The 17,308-nt window shown below is 71.8% G+C and carries 12 protein-coding genes; 6 read left to right on the top strand and 6 right to left on the bottom strand.

What is annotated here, in order from left to right; all coding sequences use genetic code 11:
* Positions 1–18: 18 nt before the first annotated feature.
* Both ACFYZ4_RS04420 and ACFYZ4_RS04425 read right to left on the bottom strand, forming a co-directional pair.
* Positions 19–852 (bottom strand): class II glutamine amidotransferase, encoded by an 834-nt coding sequence (locus ACFYZ4_RS04420; protein ID WP_351293630.1) that lies wholly within the window; start codon positions 850–852, stop codon positions 19–21.
* Positions 853–910: 58 nt separating this feature from the next.
* Positions 911–2,221: a hypothetical protein gene (locus tag ACFYZ4_RS04425; RefSeq protein ID WP_351293627.1), complete on the bottom strand. Its 1,311-nt coding sequence runs from the start codon at positions 2,219–2,221 to the stop codon at positions 911–913.
* A gap of 263 nt (positions 2,222–2,484) precedes the next feature.
* Between ACFYZ4_RS04425 and ACFYZ4_RS04430 the strand changes: the two genes are divergently transcribed.
* Both ACFYZ4_RS04430 and ACFYZ4_RS04435 read left to right on the top strand, forming a co-directional pair.
* Positions 2,485–5,235, top strand: coding sequence for a SpoIIE family protein phosphatase (locus tag ACFYZ4_RS04430; protein ID WP_390783013.1), 2,751 nt, complete (start codon positions 2,485–2,487; stop codon positions 5,233–5,235).
* A 118-nt stretch (positions 5,236–5,353) separates the two neighbouring features.
* Positions 5,354–6,499, top strand: a complete 1,146-nt coding sequence (locus tag ACFYZ4_RS04435) for an extracellular solute-binding protein (RefSeq protein WP_351293621.1) — start codon at positions 5,354–5,356, stop codon at positions 6,497–6,499.
* Positions 6,500–6,508: 9 nt separating this feature from the next.
* Here ACFYZ4_RS04435 and ACFYZ4_RS04440 read toward each other — a convergent pair whose 3' ends face one another.
* From ACFYZ4_RS04440 to ACFYZ4_RS04455, 4 genes are all read right to left on the bottom strand, one after another.
* Entirely contained in the window at positions 6,509–7,018 is a 510-nt protein-coding gene (locus ACFYZ4_RS04440; protein WP_351293618.1) for a hypothetical protein, read from the bottom strand.
* Between the two features lie 82 nt (positions 7,019–7,100).
* Positions 7,101–9,005, bottom strand: coding sequence for a glycoside hydrolase family 5 protein (locus ACFYZ4_RS04445; protein ID WP_390783014.1), 1,905 nt, complete (start codon positions 9,003–9,005; stop codon positions 7,101–7,103).
* Positions 9,006–9,092: 87 nt separating this feature from the next.
* Complete coding sequence (locus tag ACFYZ4_RS04450) at positions 9,093–11,147, bottom strand: beta-galactosidase (protein WP_390783015.1); 2,055 nt, start codon at positions 11,145–11,147, stop codon at positions 9,093–9,095.
* Positions 11,144–12,154, bottom strand: a complete 1,011-nt coding sequence (locus tag ACFYZ4_RS04455) for a LacI family DNA-binding transcriptional regulator (protein WP_384341409.1) — start codon at positions 12,152–12,154, stop codon at positions 11,144–11,146. Before ACFYZ4_RS04455 ends, ACFYZ4_RS04450 begins: the two co-directional genes overlap by 4 nt.
* Positions 12,155–12,500: 346 nt before the next feature.
* On the opposite strand from ACFYZ4_RS04455, the gene ACFYZ4_RS04460 reads away from it, so the two are divergent.
* Genes ACFYZ4_RS04460 through ACFYZ4_RS04475 form a run of 4 tightly spaced genes read left to right on the top strand, consistent with a single transcriptional unit; the run spans position 12,501 to position 17,278 of the window.
* A complete protein-coding gene (locus ACFYZ4_RS04460) occupies positions 12,501–13,385 on the top strand; it encodes a carbohydrate ABC transporter permease (RefSeq protein WP_390783016.1) in 885 nt (294 codons plus the stop codon).
* Positions 13,382–14,251 (top strand): carbohydrate ABC transporter permease, encoded by an 870-nt coding sequence (locus ACFYZ4_RS04465; protein ID WP_390783017.1) that lies wholly within the window; start codon positions 13,382–13,384, stop codon positions 14,249–14,251. Before ACFYZ4_RS04460 ends, ACFYZ4_RS04465 begins: the two co-directional genes overlap by 4 nt.
* 60 nt (positions 14,252–14,311) lie before the next feature.
* Complete coding sequence (locus ACFYZ4_RS04470) at positions 14,312–15,685, top strand: ABC transporter substrate-binding protein (protein ID WP_390783018.1); 1,374 nt, start codon at positions 14,312–14,314, stop codon at positions 15,683–15,685.
* Positions 15,686–15,733: 48 nt separating this feature from the next.
* Positions 15,734–17,278 (top strand): glycoside hydrolase family 31 protein, encoded by a 1,545-nt coding sequence (locus tag ACFYZ4_RS04475; RefSeq protein ID WP_390783019.1) that lies wholly within the window; start codon positions 15,734–15,736, stop codon positions 17,276–17,278.
* Positions 17,279–17,308: the final 30 nt, after the last annotated feature.

Raw genomic sequence — 17,308 nt, forward strand, 5'->3', positions numbered from 1 at the left:
GTCGGGTGGGTCAGGCGGTCAGGCGGGCACCGGGGCGAAGGGGAACATCTCGTCAGCGCCCGGCTGTACGACGCCGTAGCTGCTTTCCGGTACCTCGTTCCAGGCGCCGGGCAGGTCGCCGAGGGGTTCGGACACGATGAGGCGGGTCTCGTCGGAGACCTCCTGGAGGAACGCCATGTCCGGGTGCAGCCTGCGCAGCGAGTCCACCTTGCTGCTGTAGAACAGCGAGCGGGAGGCGTGCCCGCTGGAGTAGCGGAAGGCCCAGACGCGTTCGCCGTCGGTCATGGCGAGCGTCATCTGGAGCGGGAACTCCACGCCGTGCTCGTGCCCGACGCGCTCCACCACTCCCGCCATCGTGGCGATGGCGGTCGGCGGGTCCTGCTCCAGGCCGTACGTGAGGGCGAGGTAGAACATCACCTCGGAGTCCGTCGTTCCGCCGATGTCGGCGTACAGGGCGGGGTCGACGAGCAGGGTGAGGTCACGGCGCATCAGGTGGAAACCGGAGATCGCCCCGTTGTGCATGAACATCCAGCGGCCGTGCCGGAACGGGTGGCAGTTCGACTGCTGCACCGCCGTCCCGGTCGACGCCCGGATGTGTGCGAAGAACAGCGGGGAGCGGACGTGGTCCGCCATCTCCCGCAGGTTGCGGTTGTTCCAGGCGGGACCGACGTCCCGGAGGAGCGCCGGGGATTCGATGTCGTCCGTGTACCAGCCGACACCGAACCCGTCGCCGTTCGTCGTCTCCACTCCGAGCTTGGAGTGGAGGCTCTGGTCGATCAGCGAGTGAGCCGGTTTGTACAGGATGGTGTCGAGCAGCATGGGCGTACCCGAATACGCGAGCCATCGGCACATGGGTCATCACCTGCGTCTCTACGGCACTGCGACGTCATGTGGATCTCTTCCGGCCATCTCATTCTCGGGTCCCTCCCCCGGGAGCGCCACGCGGGACGTCGGCCCCGTCACCGTGCCGGCCACCGGCCGCCAGCAGCGCGAGTACGGCCAGCACCGCGAGCAGGATGAGCACCAGCAGCAGGACCGTGAGCACCGTCGGGTGGTTCCACAGCGCGAACACCAGCGCGAGGACGAGCAGTACGCCGGTGGTGAGCCAGCGCCGGTGGTCCTGGACCCAGGTGCCGACGCGCCCGGTGTGCACTCCGTGGGCGGCTCCCCAGCCCGCGGCGGAGTCGGCCGCGCGCTCCGCCGTACCGCGGACGCCGCGCGGCAGCCGGCCGGCGCCGGACAGGTAGGCGCCGAGGGCGACGACGATCCCGAGGACGATGGCGGTGCGGATGCTGACCCTCAGGAACCGCACGAGCGTGTCGAAGATGGCGGCGGCCGCCGAGGGCGACTGGACCTGCTCCGGGAGGTGGTCGAGGTAGTAGCGGCGGGCGATGACCAGGCCGATGGCCAGGATGAGGCAGGCGGCGGCCGCGCACAGCATGGTGGTCACCAGGGCCCGGCGGCGGCGCCGGGCGAGCAGCACTCCGGCCACTCCGAGGATCACGGTGAGGACGGGCAGCCAGTTGCCGAGGACGTCGAGGAGGTGGACCAGGTTCCTGATCTTCGCCAGTTTGTCGGACTGGAAGAGCACCATCTGCTTGTTGACCTCGGGGATCTTCTCGGCCGGGGAGATGCCGGCCTTCACGAGGTCCTGCTTGACCTGCTCGACGGCCTCGCCGATGTTCAGGGTGACGGTGCCGCCCTCGACCTCCACCGCGCCGCGGCCCTGACCGGTGAGCGCGTGGACCACGGCGTTGTGGCCGGCCCGGTTGGCGGTGGTCCAGATCTTCTCGAACCGGTCGCTCTCGACGAACCGGGTCGCCACCTTGGAGACGGCAGCGTCGGCGGCGGAGTCCAGCTGGGGTCCCAGGGCCTTGACGGCATTGCCGACGCGGGGTGGCAGCCCCTGCGATTCGAGCCACTTCGCCAGGTCGGCCGTGACCTCGGCGCCGTCGACGCGGACGTCGGCCGCCTCCGTGATGCGGTGGACGGCGGCGGCCTCGACGTCCGGGTTCGAGGCGAGCGGGGCGACCGTGGAGACGTACCTGTCGGTGTCCAGCACGATGTCGTGGACCCACACGGTGAGCAGCGACACCGGGACGAGGATGCACGTGAGCGTGATCAGCACGGCCGAAACGGTGGCGGCCACGATCCTCCGGGAACGCGAGGCCTGCCGTCCCGGGGCGGGCGCCTCGGCGGGCGGCTCGGACGGCAGACTCATAGCGCTCCCTGGGGACGACTGAGGGGAAATGCCGCTTCCCGGTCATTGGACACGGCGCACCGCGGGTCCGCGCGTTCAGTTGGGCTCATCGTGTGAGGCGCGTGAGGCGTGTGTGCGGCGTGTGTGTGCGAGGCCGGGGATGCGTGTAAGGCGCCGGGCCGGGTCGTCCCCGGGGCCGCCGCGCGGGCCCGTCCGCCGGGCGGCATCGGCGGCCGGCGGCCGCTCCCCGCTGCCGACGGGCCGCCGAGGTTAGAAGATGGAGTATGACCGACCTCCGGCCGGAGCGCGTCCAGCCCTCCAAGGGACGAGCGCGGCGGCCACAGCGTCTGTCCTCGTTGCTCAGCGTGCGCAGCGTGGCCGGCGAGGTGTTCCTCCTCCAGCTGGCCGTCGTGGTGCTCCTCGTCGCCGCCGCGGTGGCGGCGCTCGTGGTCCAGGCCCGGAGCGACGCCATGCTGGACGCCCGGCACCGTACGCTCGCCGCCGCCGGAACCTTCGCGGAATCGCCGGGCATCGTCGCGGCCCTGCACAGTGCCCATCCGAGCGCGGTGCTGCAGCCGAGCGCGCAGGCGGCCCGGAAGGTCGCCGGGGTCGACGGCATCAACGTGTACACGCTCGACGGGGTCACCCTCACCCACAGCGACCCGAAGCAGATCGGGCGGCGCGTCGTCGGCCCCTTCTCCAAGGCGGCGGCCGGCAAGTCCTTCACCGAGACGTTCGAAGGGTCCCTGGGGCAGTCGGTGGTCTCGGTGGTTCCCGTCAAGGACCCCGACGGCCGCGTCATCGCCGTCGTCTCTTCCCCGGTCACGGTCCAGAACGTCCAGGGCATGGTGAACCGGCAGCTGCCGGTCGTCCTCGGGACCGCCGGAGGGGTGCTCCTCCTGAGCGCGGGCGGGACCGCTCTGGTGAGCCGTCGGCTGCTGCGCCGGACCCACGGCCTCGGCCCGGCCGAGATGACGCGGATGTACGAACACCACGACGCGGTGCTGCACGCGGTGCGGGAGGGCGTACTGATCGTCGGCGACGGCGGACGGCTGCTGCTCGCCAACGACGAGGCGCGGCGGCTGCTGGACCTGCCCTCGGACGCGGAGGGGCGCCCCGTCACGGACCTGGGTCTGGAGGAGGCGATCGCCGAGCCGATCGCATCGGGCCGTTCCGCGACCGACGAGCTGCACATGTCGGCCGATCGGCTGTTGGCGGTCAACATCCGGCCCACCGCCCCCTACGGGCAGGCCGGGACCGTCGTCACCCTGCGGGACACCACCGAGCTGCGGGCGCTGTCGGGCAGGGCCGAGGTGGCCCGGGAGCGGCTGAAGCTGCTCTACGACGCGGGGGTGCAGGTCGGTACGACGCTGAACGTGGAGCGCACCGCGCAGGAACTGGCGGAGGTGGCGGTCCCGCGGTTCGCCGACGTGGTCACGGTCGACCTGCTGGACCCGGTGCTGCGCGGCGAGGAGCCGCCCGAGGCGAACACCGAGATGCGCCGCACCGCCGTCGTCGGCCTCCGGGGCGACCACCCGCTCACCCCCGTCGGCGAGCTGATCCGGTTCGCCCCCGCCGGGCCCATGGCCACCGGGCTGGCCGTCGGCCGCGCGGTCCTGGAGGCCGACCTGCGCGCCTCCCACCGCTGGCGGGCCCAGCACCAGGCCAACGCACGGCAGATCCTGGACCGCGGCATCCACTCCCTGATCGTCGTACCCCTGCGGGCCCGGGGCGTGGTCTTGGGGATGGCCGGGTACTGGCGGGGGCAGGACTCCCCGCCGTTCGACGAGGAGGACGTGTCCTTCGCCGAGGAGCTGACCGCCCGGGCGGCCGTGTCCGTCGACAACGCCCGCCGCTACACTCGCGAGCACAACATGGCCGTCACCCTGCAGCGCAGCCTGCTGCCCCGGGGCGTGCCGGAGCAGTCCGCCGTCGAGGTCGCGCACCGCTATCTGGCCGCCCGGGCCGGGGTGGGCGGTGACTGGTTCGACGTCATCCCGCTGCCCGGCACCCGGGTGGCCCTGGTGGTCGGCGACGTCGTCGGCCACGGTCTCCACGCCGCCGCCACCATGGGCCGGCTGCGCACCGCCGTGTACAACTTCTCCACGCTCGACCTGCCCCCGGACGAGCTGCTGAGCCACCTGGACGAGCTGGTCGCCCACATCGACGCCGACGAGCAGGAGTGGCAGGGGATCACCGGGGCCACCTGCCTGTGCGCCATCTACGATCCCGTCTCCGGGCAGGTGACCGCCGCCACCGCCGGGCATCCGGGCCCCGCTCTGGTCGCCCCCGACGGGACCGTGTCCTTCCCCGAGGTGCCGGTCTCCCCGCCGCTGGGCCTGGGCGCGGGCATGCCCATCGAGACCACCACGCTCACCCTGCCGGAGGGCTCCCGGCTGGCGCTCTTCACCGACGGTCTGATCGAGAGCCGCGACCGGGATCCGGACGCGGGCCTGGCGGCCCTGCGCGCCGCCCTGTCCGGGCCCGCCCGGACCCCGGAGGAGACCTGCAGCGCGGTGATCGAGGCGATGCTGCCCACCAGGCCCAGCGACGACGTCGCGCTGCTGGTGGCGCGCACCCGCCGGCTGGACCCGGCGCGGATCGCCGAGTGGGACGTCTCCCCCGACCCCGCGGCGGTGTCCCCGGTGCGCAACGCCTGCGCCCGCCGGCTGGCGGAGTGGGGCCTGGAGGACATCGCCTTCACCACGGAGCTCATCCTCAGCGAGCTGATGACCAACGCCGTCCGCTACGGCACCGAGCCCATCCGGGTGCGGCTGCTGTACGACCGCTACCTGGTCTGCGAGGTCTCCGACGGGTCCAGCACCTCCCCGCACCTGCGCCGGGCCGCGGACACCGACGAGGGCGGCCGCGGCCTGTTCCTCGTCGCGCAGTTCGCCGAGCGCTGGGGCACCCGCTACACGCCCCGCGGAAAGATCATCTGGAGCGAGCAGGCGCTCCACGACGGGGCCGCGCCGGCCGCGATGGACCTCGGGGAGGCGCTCCTGGCCGGGTGGGACGACGACGCGTTCCGATAGCCGCCGGTTCGGCGGCCGCGGGGAAGAGGGCGGACACCACCTGTCGGGACTGCGCTGCCGAGGCCGTCGAACGTACGCTGGGCTTGATCGGTACGCGACCGCCCGATATGGAGCCTTTGTGCCCGCATCCCGTCTCCGGACAGCCTTCGTCGCCGCCTGCCTGGCCCTCGCGGCGGCGCCCCTCGGCGCTTGCGGAGACAAGCCCGAGGCGGGGCCCAGGACGCCCGCGGTGGCCACCTCGGCCGCGGACGCCGGCGGCATGGCGGCGCTGACCGCGGCGGCGAAGAAGGAGGGCGCGCTCAACGCGATCGCGCTCCCGCGCGACTGGGCGAACTACGGCGCGCTGATCGACGGCTTCGAGAAGAAGTACGGGATCAAGGTCACGGTGGAGAACCCGGAAGGGACCAGCCAGGACGAGATCAACGCCCTGAAGGAGCGCAGGGACGACGGCAGCGCCCCGGACGTGATCGACGTGGGGGGCTCGTTCGCCCAGTCCGCGGCCCGGCAGGGCCTGCTCGCCCCCTACCGGGTCGCCGCCTTCGACCAGATCCCCGAGGACCAGAAGGACCCGGACGCCCGCTGGTACAACAACTACGGCGGCTACATGTCGATCGGCTGTGACGCCAAGCGCGTGAAGACCTGCCCCTCGACCTTCGCCGATCTGCGCAAGCCCGAGTACAAGGGCCAGGTCGCGCTCAACGGCAACCCCACCAAGTCCGGCTCCGCCTTCGCCGGCGTGTACGCGGCGGCCCTGGCGAACGGCGGATCCTTCGACGACATCCAGCCCGGTATCGACTTCTTCGCCGAGCTCAGCAGGAACGGCAACTTCATCCCGGTGGAATCGTCACCGGCCACGATCGAGACGGGCCGGACCCCGATCAGCATCGACTGGGACTTCCTCAACCTCGGATACGCCGACACGTTCCGCGAGAAGGGCGCGGACGTCGACTGGCGGACCGCCATCCCCTTCGACGGCAGCTTCGCCGAGTACTACGCGAACGGGATCAACAAGGACGCCCCGCACCCCGCGGCGGCGCGCCTGTGGCAGGAGTGGGTCTTCAGCCCGGAGGGCCAGAACCTCAGGCTCGGCGCCTACGCGCGCCCCGTCCTGATGGACGCCATGGAGAAGGACGGCACCCTCGACAAGGCGGCCGCGGAGAAACTGCCGACGGTCGAGGGCACGCCGACGTTCCCGACGGAGGGACAGACGGCGAAGGCCAGGGAGACCGTCAACCGCGGCTGGGACGAAGCCGTCTCGGGCTGATCCGCGGCGTCAGTGCCCGGCGGCCGCCTTGACCAGGGCGACCGCCGTCCCGATCGCCGCGTCGATCCCGCCGGCGAGCAGCGCGAAGGCCGTCCCGCCGCCCATCCGGATCCCTCCGTAGCACCCCCACGCGAACAGGGTGGCGACGTTGACCCCGGCCGCCACGAGCAGCGCCGTGTCCAGGCCCATCACCCCCAGCGCCGAGGCGCCGATCAGAGCGAGCGGGCCCACCGCGGACAGCAGCAGCGGGCTGCTGACGAAGAGCATCGCGCGCAGTTCCCGTCCCCGTGCGAGGGCTCCGTGCGTCACCCGGTGGGCCTGCTGGTCGGCGACCAGCGCGGCCAGCCACAGGCCCACCGAGGCGGTCCCGATCGTCGCCGCGGCTCCGAGGAAGCCGACGTGGCTGCTGCCGGCGAGCCCGATGACGACGGAGATCATGGTGATCGTCGCGTAGAGCCGTTCCTTGAGCTGGGCGGCGGCCATCTCCGTGCTCACCGCGTCCGCAGCATGGTCCGTCACGGAACCACCGTAAGGGGCGACCGCACCGGGCACCCGGAGCAACACCGGGTGCCGGGTGCGGTCGGCCGTCAGGCGAGGGGCGTCACAGCTTGCGGCAGAGCAGGGCGTCCGGCGTCTTGCCCTTGGCCCACGCCCCGGTGAAGGCGATGCCCGCGGCGTACTCGTCGGTGCCGCACTGGCCCTTGAGGTTGCCGTACGCGAACTCTCCGCCCGGGCCCGCGGCCGGCCGGTTGTCACCCCGGTCGAACCAGACGGTTCGGCCGTTCGTACCGAGGGTCCGGCCCGCCCGGGCGCACAGGACCGCGGAGACCGCCTGGCCGCGCACGCTGTAGCCGGTCATGAACTGGTCGCGCCCGCACTGGTACTTGGTGTAGCCGCCCGCCCAGTCGCCCTGCTGTACGTTGCGTTCGTCGTTCACGACGGTCGGCGCCGGGCCGGTGGCCGGCAGCCCGGGGGCCCCGGCGTCGGTGCACAGCCCGCGCCCGTCACGGTGGGACAGGCCGACGAGCCGCTGCCCGTCGGGGCAGGTTCCCTTTCGGGCTCCCGCGTCCCAGTCGCCGAGCGCCCGTACGCGTACCGACTGGACCGCGTCGGCGTGGTCGAGGTTGAGCATGTCCCAGGTGTCGGAGACGGCGACCCGGCCGGTCTTCTCCGGCGAGGTGACCAGCCGGTTCCAGTCGCCGGCGCGCCAGTCGCCGCCGTCGAGGATCCCGGAACGGCGGCCCGAGGCATCGAAGTTGAGGATCGACCAGGTGCCGTGTCCGGTCCATCCGACCAGGGGCCAGTAGGCGAAGTCGGTGTCATTGGCGATCAGGTGGTCCACGAGGTTGCCGAACCAGGCACGTGCCTGCGGGTTGGTCTCGTCGCTGCCGATGCCGAACTCACTGATCCACAGGGGCGCGGTGAAGTGGCGGCCGGATTCGGCCGTGACGTAGAACGCCTGCCGCTGCAGGGTCGCGAACAGGTCCTCGCGGGAGAGTTCCTGGTAGCGCGGGTCGTGGGTCTCGCCCATGCCCGTCGCTCCGGTGTGGTTCGGCCCGGTGTAACCGTAGAAGTGCGCCGCGTACACCAGCTTGTTCGAGGCGACGAGGGTGTGCGAGAGGGTGCGTACCGGTTCGAGCGTGGGACGCCCGTGGGGCAGCCCGTCGGCCGGGATGCCCTGCCAGTTGATGCCCTCGACGATCACCAGGAGGTCGGGGTTGGCCTCGGTGAGGAGCCGGTCTCCGAGGCGCTGGGACGCGGCCCACCAGTCGTGGCCGTTGCCCCAGTTCCAGTTGGCGTCGTCGGTGACGGTGCGGCGGACCTCGTTGTAGAGGTCGGCGCCGACGACGCGCTTGTTGTCCTTGTAGCGCCGGGCGAGGTCGAGCCAGTCGTTCTCCCACTGCGCGGTGGACTGGCTGGTGTTCCAGCGCTCGTTGCCGTCCAGACCGCAGCAGAAGCGCGAGGTGTTGGTGTGGTTGTTGAGGATCACCGCGAAGCCCTCGGCCGTGGTGGCCGCGATGACGGCGTCGAAGACCTGGAGCGGGGTCTTGCCGCGCAGGCCCGGGTTGGCGGCGACCGAGGCGTCGGATACGGGGCGCTGGTCGTGCAGCATCTCGTTCGAGAACGGCAGCCGGATGCTGTTGATGCCGAGTTCGTGGAAACCGGCGAGGATCCGCGCGATCGGCGCGCGGTCCAGGCCGAGGGGCATCTGGTCGGCCTTCTCACCGTCGTGGTGGGTGGCCGGGTCGTTGATGTCGCCGGAGCCGTTCCAGGATCCCTGGGCGCCGTGCCAGTTCGCGGACTTGAGCTTGAAGCGGTTGCCCTCGGCGTCGACGACGTAGCGGCCGCGGGTGCTGAGGGGCGCGGTCCAGGAGTCGGACAACGCGGTCGCTGCCGGGTTCGTCGCGGCCGTCCCGGCCGTCGGGGAGGCGACGGTCGGGGAGGCGGCGAGCCCTCCGAGCGCGAGCGTCGCGGCGAGTACCGCGGGGAGTAGGGCTCTTCTCACTGTGTCCTCCGTGAGGCCTGGGGGGTGGGACGTACGTGGTCGAGCGGTGGGGCGGTGGTGAGGTGGGGCAGTGGTGAGGTGGCGCGCTCAGCCGCCGCTGCCGAGGACGGCGACGCCCCGCGGCGCGAGGGTCACGCGGCGGACGAGGGGCCGGTGGACGTCGAGCAGGTCCCGGCGGTCGGCCGGCAGCCCGACCTCCTGCTTGTCCTCGGTGTGGTTGAGCAGGATGAGGACGTCGTGGCCGGCGCCGTGCCGGATCGTCGCCTGGACGCCGGCGGGCAGGCCGGGCAGGACGGGGGCGACTCCCGCGTCGGCCAGTGCGCGGTCGACGAGGGCCCGCATCGTGGCGGGGTCGGGGCGGGTGGCGACGTAGCGGGCGGTCCCCCGGCCGTGGGCGTGCACCGTGGCCGCCGGGCGGTCGTCGTCCCAGTCGGGTCCGGCGAAGAGGAGTTCGGGGCGGGCGCCGCTGAGCTTCACGTCCTCGCGCCACAGCGACGCGGGCGGCACGGGAGCCGGGGCGGAGGCCGCCACGGCGCGCAGCGGGACCGCCTCGTCCGCCGCGGCCGGCCAGAACTCCTCCACCCGTACGCCCAGCACCTCGCCCAGCGGACCGGGACAGCCCCCCGGGTGGACCCGGTCGTGTTCGTCGACGACCCCGGTGAAGAAGGACGCGAGCAGGGAGCCGCCGTCCGCCACGAACGCGCCGATCCGCGCCGCGTTCGCGGCGGACAGCAGGTAGTGGCTGGGCAGCACGAGCAGCCTGTACGGCGAGAGGTCCGCGGAGGGATGTACGACGTCGACGCCGATGCCCGCCTCGAACAGGGGCGCGTAGTGGTCGAGGACGCGGTCGAGGCAGCGCACGGCGTCCGAGGGGTGCGAGTCGAGTTCGAGCGCCCACCAGTTCTCCCAGTCGAACGCGATCGCAACCTCGTTGCGGACGCGCGTGCCGGCCAGCTCGGGCACCAGGGCCAGTTCGCGGCCCAGCTCGCGCACCTCGGCGTGCACACGGGTCCCGGGCCCCGCGTGCGGGACCATGCCGGAGTGGAACTTCTCCGCGCCACCGCGGGACTGCCGCCACTGGAAGTACATGACGGCGTCCGCCCCCTGCGCGACGGCCTGCCAGCTCCACAGACGCATACGGCCGGGGCTCTTGCCTCCGTTGCGGCCCCGCCAGTTGACGGCGGAGGGGGCCTGTTCGGTCAGCAGCCAGGGCTTCCCGCCGGCCGCGCCGCGCAGCAGGTCGTACGAGAGCGCCGCGCCGATGTGCGCCGCGTCCCCGTGCGGGTCCGGGTAGCTGTCGAGGGCGAGGACGTCCATCTCGGAGGCCCAGGCGTGGACGTCGACCGCCTTGTGTCCGGCGAGGAAGTTCGTGGTCACCGGGATGTCGGGGGTGACGCGGCGCAGCACGTCGCGTTCGAGGGTGAAGCACGTGCGCAGCGCGTCGCTGCTGAACCGCTTGAAGTCGAGCTGCTGGGAGGGGTTGGGGTAGGTGGGTGCGGTGCGCGGGGGGAGGATCTGGTCGAAGGAGGTGTAGCGCTGCGACCAGAAGTCGGTGGACCAGGCCTCGTTGAGCGCGTCGACCTCGCCGTAGCGGGCCGTCAGCCAGCGTCGGAAGTCGGCGGCGGAGGTGTCGCAGAAGCATTCGGCGACATGGATGCCGTACTCGTTGCCGACGTGCCAGAGCCCCAGTGCCGGGTGGTCGCGGTAGTGCGTGGCGACGGCTTCGACCAGGCGGACGGCGCGGTCGCGGAAGACCGGGCTGGAGGGGCAGAAGTGCTGGCGGCCCCCCGGGGACAGGATCCCTCCGGAGGCGGTGACCGGCAGGATCTCGGGATGCTCGGCGGCGAGCCAGGGGGGTGGCGACGCGGTCATGGTGGCGAGGTCGGCGGTGATGCCGTGGGCGGCCAGGTCGTCCATGACGGTGTCGAAGTAGCGGAAGTCGTAGGCGTCGCGGGAGGGTTCGACGCGGGCCCAGGCGAAGACGGCGAGGTTGACGAGGTTGACGCCCGCCTCGTTCATCAGGCGCAGGTCCTCGGCCCGGGTGGCCTCGTCCCACTGCTCGGGGTTGTAGTCGCCGCCGAATCCGAGGCCGCCCGTTCGCGTGCCGGGGGTTCGGGCACGGTCGTGTGCCGGAGAGTTCATCTGCCTTGCCCCTTCAGGTGGTTCGGGACGCGTGGCGGCGCGGTGCTGTCCCGCTCCACCAGGGTCGGCATGACCGACACGAGGGACGAGTCCGTCGACGCGGCGCCCTCGATCTGGCTCAGGAGCCGGTCCACGCAGGCCGCGCCGACGCGGGTGAGGTCCTGGTCCACGGTGGTCAGCGGTGGGAGGAAGTAGCCGGATTCGGCGATGTTGTCGAAGCCGATCACGCTCACGTCCTCCGGGACCGCGCGCCCCGCGTCGCGCAGCGCGCGGACGAGGCCGAGCGCCATCTGGTCGTTGGCGGCGAACACCGCGGTGACCTCGGTCCGGCCGGCGAGTTCCCGGCCCGCCCGGTAGCCGCTCTCGGCGCTCCAGTCGCCGTGGACGGCCTGTGGGACCGGCGCGCCCGCCGCCCGGAGCGCGCGCTGCCACGCCTCGGCGCGGCGGCGCGCGGGGTGGGAGTCCCGGGGACCCGCCAGGTGCCACACCGTGGTGTGGCCGAGCCCCAGCAGGTGGGTGACGGCGATCTCCGCACCGGCCGCGTGGTCGGTGTGGACGCCGGGGTAGCGGTGGTCCTCGCCGCCGTCGACGACCACGACCGGAAGCCCCCAGGGGAGCATCAGCGAACCGGTGAGGATCTGCGCCTCGTTCACGATGACCCCGTCGACCGCGTGCCCGCTCAGCCTCCGGAACGCCTCCAGCACCGCTTCCTGGGTCTGTGCCTGCGGGACCACCACGTTGACCGAGTACTCGGTGGACTGCACGGCGGAGACGATCGACTCCAGCGTGCGCGCGTTTCCGTGCGCCGTGAGGTCGAAGCTGATGACGCCGATCATCCTGAACTTGCCGGTGGCCAGCGCCCGGGCGGCGGTGTTGGGGCGGTACCCGAGCATGCGGACGGCGCGGACGACCCGGTCACGGGTCGCCTCGTCGACACGGGCCGTCGCGTTGAGCACGCGGGAGACGGTCTGCGCCGAGACTCCCGCCATGGCCGCGACGTCCGCCATCGACGGCGGTCTGGGGCGGTCCGCGGCCGGGGAACGGGGCTTGCGTGGCCGCTGCCCATCCTTCGCCATGGTGCAGTTCCTCTCGCACGGTGAGGCCCGGGGCGTCTTCCCGACCGTCGTCATGTTTGCGCGAACATGGCGCGTTAGTCAACAGGTTGGCGAGCGGTTCCGTACGGATCGGCGAGCCGACCGCCACCCTTCGGACGCTCCAAATCCCTTGAAAATCAAGCTAACTGACGATCCACCAGAAGGCTTGGCCAAAACTCTTGACACCCTCAGGGAGCTGTCGACACACTTCCGAACCGCGCCGCCATGTTGGCGCTAACACGCATCGGAGGTCCTTCCCTTGAAACGCGGCGCTGTTCGGCGCAACCTCACCGCCCATGCGTTCCTCCTGCCGTTCCTCTGCCTCTTCGTCATCGGAGTCGTCGCCCCGCTGGTGTACTCGGTCAACCTGAGCCTCTATCAGGAGCGCATGATCGGCGGGAGGGTCTTCACCGGGCTGGACAACTACACGAAGGCGTTCGGGGACCACCTGTTCCATGCCGGTCTCGCCCGCGTCGCACTCTTCTTCGCGATCCAGGTGCCGCTCATGCTCGGTCTCGCGCTGGCGGCCGCCCTCGCGATCGACAGTGGCCGGCTGCGCGCGCCGGGGCTGTTCCGGATCGGCATCTTCGTCCCGTACGCCGTTCCCGGCGTGGTCGCGGCCCTGATGTGGGGCTACCTCTACGGCGACCGCTTCGGCCTGGCCGGCGAGATCGGCGCGCTCCTGCACACCGAGGTCCCCGACCTGCTCTCCGGGAACTGGATGCTCGCGTCGATCGGCAACATCGTCACCTGGTCGTACGTCGGCTACAACATGCTGATCCTCTACGCCGCGCTGCGGTCCATCCCCGCGGAGCTGTACGAGGCGGCCGAGGTCGACGGCGCCGGCGCCTTCCGCAAGGCGTTCAGCATCAAGCTGCCGGCCCTGCGCCCGGCCCTGCTGCTGGCCACGACCTTCTCGGTGATCGGCAGCTTCCAGCTCTTCAACGAGCCGAGCGTGCTCCAGTCCCTGGCGCCCGCCGCCGTCTCCACCAACTACACCCCCAACATGTACGCGTACAGCCTCGCCTTCGACGGACGCCAGTTCAACTACTCGGCCGCCGTTGCCGTGTTGCTCGGCCTGGTCACCGTGCTCGTCGCGTACGGGGTCCAGCGCACGACCGCCCGACGGGAGCGCATGCTGTGACCTCCGCACGCCGTCCGGGCCGGCCGTCCACGCCGCTGACCGTGGCCATGGGCCTGATGCTCGCGTACACGCTGATCCCCCTGTGCTGGCTCGCCATCAGCGCGACGAAGTCCAACCAGACCCTTTTCGACTCGCCCGGCCTGTGGTTCGGGGACGGCTTCCACCTGTTCGAGAACGTCCGGGACGTCTTCACCTACGACGGCGGGATCTACCTGCGCTGGTTCGGCAACACCCTCCTCTACTCGGTGGTCGGGGCGGGCGGGGCCTCGGTCATCGCGACGCTGGGCGGGTACGCCCTCGCCACGTACGAGTTCGCGGGCCGCCGGGTGCTGTCCGCCGTCGTCATCGGCGCGATCTCGATCCCCGCGTCCGCACTCGCCGTGCCCACGTACCTGCTCTTCAGCGACATGGGCATCGTCGACACGCCGTGGGCGGTCCTGCTGCCCTCCCTCGCCAGTCCCTTCGGGCTCTACCTGATGCGCGTGTACGCCACCGAGGCCGTACCCGACGCGATGCTGGAGGCCGCACGCCTCGACGGCGCCGGTGAACTGCGCATCTTCCTCACCATCGCGCTGCGCCTGCTGGCCCCCGGCTTCGTCACCGTGCTGCTGTTCACCCTGGTCGCCACCTGGAACAACTACTTCCTCCCGCTGATCGTGCTCAACGACCCGGAACTGTTCCCCCTCACTGTGGGGCTGCGCCAGTGGGACTCGCTCGCACAGGGCGGAGCCGGCGCCGGTGCCACGCCCATCCTCCCGCTGGTGATCACCGGCAGCCTGCTGGCGGTCGTCCCGCTGATCGTCGCGTTCCTCTTCCTCCAGCGGTTCTGGCAGTCGGGACTGGCCGCCGGCGGCGTCAAGCAGTAGCCCCACCGCCCACCCCTCATCCACGTCCGGTCGTCCCCGTCCGGAACGAAAGGATTCGCCATGCGCAGATCCCCGCGGCCGTCGGCCCACACCCGCACCCGTACTCGCACTCGCACTCGCACCGCGGCCGTCCTCGCGGCCCTCGCCCTCGCCCTCCCCCTCACCGCATGCGGCGGCGGCTCGGGCAGCTCCGACGACGGCCGGAAGGCCGACCCCGCGGCCGTGCGGGCCGCACTGGACCGGCCGGCCGAGATCACCTTCTGGACCTGGGTCCCGAACATCGACAAGACCGTCGCGCTGTTCGAGAAGAAGTACCCGAAGATCAAGGTCAACCTGGTCAACGCGGGCCGGTCCAAGGACGAGTACACCAAGCTGACCACCGTCCTCAAGGCGGGCACGGGCGCGCCCGACGTCGTACAGGTCGAGTACTTCGCACTCCCCCAGTTCGCGATGACCAAGTCGCTGGTCGACCTCGCCGACTACGGCGCCGCCGGGCTGAAGGACGAGTTCGCCGGCTCGGCCTGGTCCCAGGTCAGCGTCGCCGGTGGGATCTACGGCATACCGCAGGACACCGGCCCGATGGCGATGTTCTACCGCAAGGACGTCCTCGACCGGTTCGGTGCGACCCCGCCGAGCACGTGGGAGGAGTACGGCGCACTGGCCCGGAAGATCCACGACGCCGATCCGAACGTCCGGATCACCTACGTCGACCCCGGCGACGCGGGCACGTCCAACAGCCTGATCTGGCAGTCCGGCGGCAAGCCGTACACCGTGGACGGCGCCACCGACGTCACCGTCGATCTCGCGAACGACGCCGGGGCCAAGGCGTACGCGGGCACCTGGGGCCCGCTGATCGAGAACAAGCTGGTCGACTCCACCGCGAGCTGGAACGACGAGTGGTGGAAGTCGATGGCCTCCGGAAGGTACGCGACCTGGCTGGCCGGCGCCTGGGCGCCGGCGGTCCTGGAGCAGAACATCCCGCAGAGCGCCGGCCAGTGGTCGGTCGCTCCCATGCCGGGCGGTGTCAGCGCGGAGAACGGCGGCTCGTCGGTCGCGGTCACCACGCAGGCGCGGAACAAGGAGGCCTCGGTCGCCTTCGCCCAGTGGCTGGGCTCGGATCCGGAAGCCGTCAGGTCGCTCAACTCCGAGGTCGGTCTGTTCCCCGCGACCAGGGTGCTGCTGGACGACCCCGGCTTCCGCGGGGCCGCGGTCCCGTTCTTCCCCGGCGCCAAGCCGAACGAGGTCTTCGCCGACATGTCGAAGGCCGTGCGCCCCGGCTGGCAGTACCTGCCGTTCCAGGTGTACGCGAACAGCGTCTTCAAGGACTCCGTCGGCCAGGCCCTGCAGCCCGGCGGGAACCTGCCGGGCGCGCTGGCCACCTGGCAGGACCGGGTGAAGGCGTACGGCAGGGAACAGGGCTTCACCGTCAAGTAGCGCGTAGCGCGAGGCACCGCCCCTTCTCACCGGAGGAACCCCACAGCCATGACGACACTCGAACTCCCCCTCCTCGACGGGGAACACTGGTGGGGAGGGGCGGTCGCCGAGGGGCGGCACATGCCGTACCCCGACGGCTACACCTTCGACCTGCGCGACGTGCTGGCCAACCAGGGCATGCCGCTCCTGCTCTCCGACCGCGGCCGCTGGGTGCACAGCGATCACACCTTCACCTTCACGCTCTCCGACGGCCGGCTGACCGTGCGGACGCACGAACCGGACGCGGTCGTCGAACACGGCGAGGGCCACGGCGATCTGCGCGGGGCCTACCGCCACGCGCTCGCCCGCCACCACCCTCCGTCCGGCACGATGCCGGACCCGGTCCTCTTCGCCGCACCGCAGTACAACCTGTGGATCGAGACCGTCTTCGAGCCGACCCGGGAGAAGGTGCTGGCGTACGCGGAACGCCTGCTCGCGGAGGGCTTCCCGCCCGGCGTGCTGATGATCGACGACAGGTGGAGCAACGACTACGGGGACTGGACCTTCCATCCCGGCCGCTTCCCCGATCCGGCGGGCATGGTCGCCGAGCTCCACCGGCTCGGCTTCACGGTGATGCTGTGGCTCGTCCCCTACGTGACCCCGGACTCCCCCACCGCACGGCAGCTGGGCGACCTGGGCCTGCTGGTCCGCGACCGCGGAACCGGCGCGGCCGGGCGGGCCGCGGTGGCCTGGTGGTGGAACGGCTGGAGCGCCGGCCTCGACCTGCTCGATCCGCGGGCCCGGGCATGGCTGACCAGCCGTCTGGAAGCCCTGCGGGACGACATCGGCGTCGACGGGTTCAAGTTCGACGGCGGTGACGCGCCCTGGTGGCGTTCGCTCGGGTGCGCGGACCCGGAGGCCTACACGCACGCGTGGAACCGCTTCGGGGCCGACTGGCCCCTCAACGAGTTCCGGGACGCGTGGCGCGCGGCGGGCCTGCCGCTCGCGCAGCGCCAGCAGGACAAGTACCACCTGTGGGAGGGACGCTTCGGGCTGGCGAGCCTGATCCCGAACGCCCTGGCCCAGGCCCTGACCGGACACGCCTTCACCTGCCCCGACATGATCGGCGGCGGCGAGTTCCGCTTCGTCCCGGGTGAGGACGGCGAGGGATTCGACGAGGAGCTGTTCGTCCGCTACGCCCAGATCGCCGCCCTGTCCCCGATGATGCAGTTCTCCACGGCGCCGTGGCGCGTGCTCTCCCCCGAAGGCCTCGCGATCGTCCGTGCGGCCGCCCGCCTCCACACGCAGTTCGCACCGGAGCTGCTCGCGCTCGCCCGGCACGCCGCGGCCACGGGCGAGCCGATCCAGCGCCCCCTCGAATGGGCCTTCCCGCACCGCGGGTACGCGGCGGTCACCGACCAGTTCATGCTGGGCGACGGCCTGATGGTGGCTCCGGTGGTGACCAGGGGCGCGGTCGGGCGCGAGGTCGTGATCCCGCCGGGCACGTGGCTGGCCGACGACGGCCGGTCGTACGAGGGCCCGGCCACCGTCCGGATCGACGCGCCCCTGGCCCGGCTGCCGTACCTGCGCAGGACCGACGCGCCGCAGGAGTGAGGAGCCATCGGCCCGGGACCCCTCGCCCCG

It is taken from the genome of Streptomyces sp. NPDC001513 (assembly GCF_042894695.1).
GTDB lineage: Bacteria > Actinomycetota > Actinomycetes > Streptomycetales > Streptomycetaceae > Streptomyces.

Excerpts from the sequence above, each read along its gene's own strand:
- ACFYZ4_RS04420 (WP_351293630.1), bottom strand. The coding sequence starts at position 852 with ATGTGCCGATGGCTCGCGTATTCGGGTACGCCCATGCTGCTCGACACC.
- ACFYZ4_RS04425 (WP_351293627.1), bottom strand. The coding sequence starts at position 2,221 with ATGAGTCTGCCGTCCGAGCCGCCCGCCGAGGCGCCCGCCCCGGGACGG.
- ACFYZ4_RS04430 (WP_390783013.1), top strand. The coding sequence starts at position 2,485 with ATGACCGACCTCCGGCCGGAGCGCGTCCAGCCCTCCAAGGGACGAGCG.
- ACFYZ4_RS04450 (WP_390783015.1), bottom strand. The coding sequence starts at position 11,147 with ATGAACTCTCCGGCACACGACCGTGCCCGAACCCCCGGCACGCGAACG.
- ACFYZ4_RS04455 (WP_384341409.1), bottom strand. The coding sequence starts at position 12,154 with ATGGCGGACGTCGCGGCCATGGCGGGAGTCTCGGCGCAGACCGTCTCC.
- ACFYZ4_RS04470 (WP_390783018.1), top strand. The coding sequence starts at position 14,312 with ATGCGCAGATCCCCGCGGCCGTCGGCCCACACCCGCACCCGTACTCGC.
- ACFYZ4_RS04475 (WP_390783019.1), top strand. The coding sequence starts at position 15,734 with ATGACGACACTCGAACTCCCCCTCCTCGACGGGGAACACTGGTGGGGA.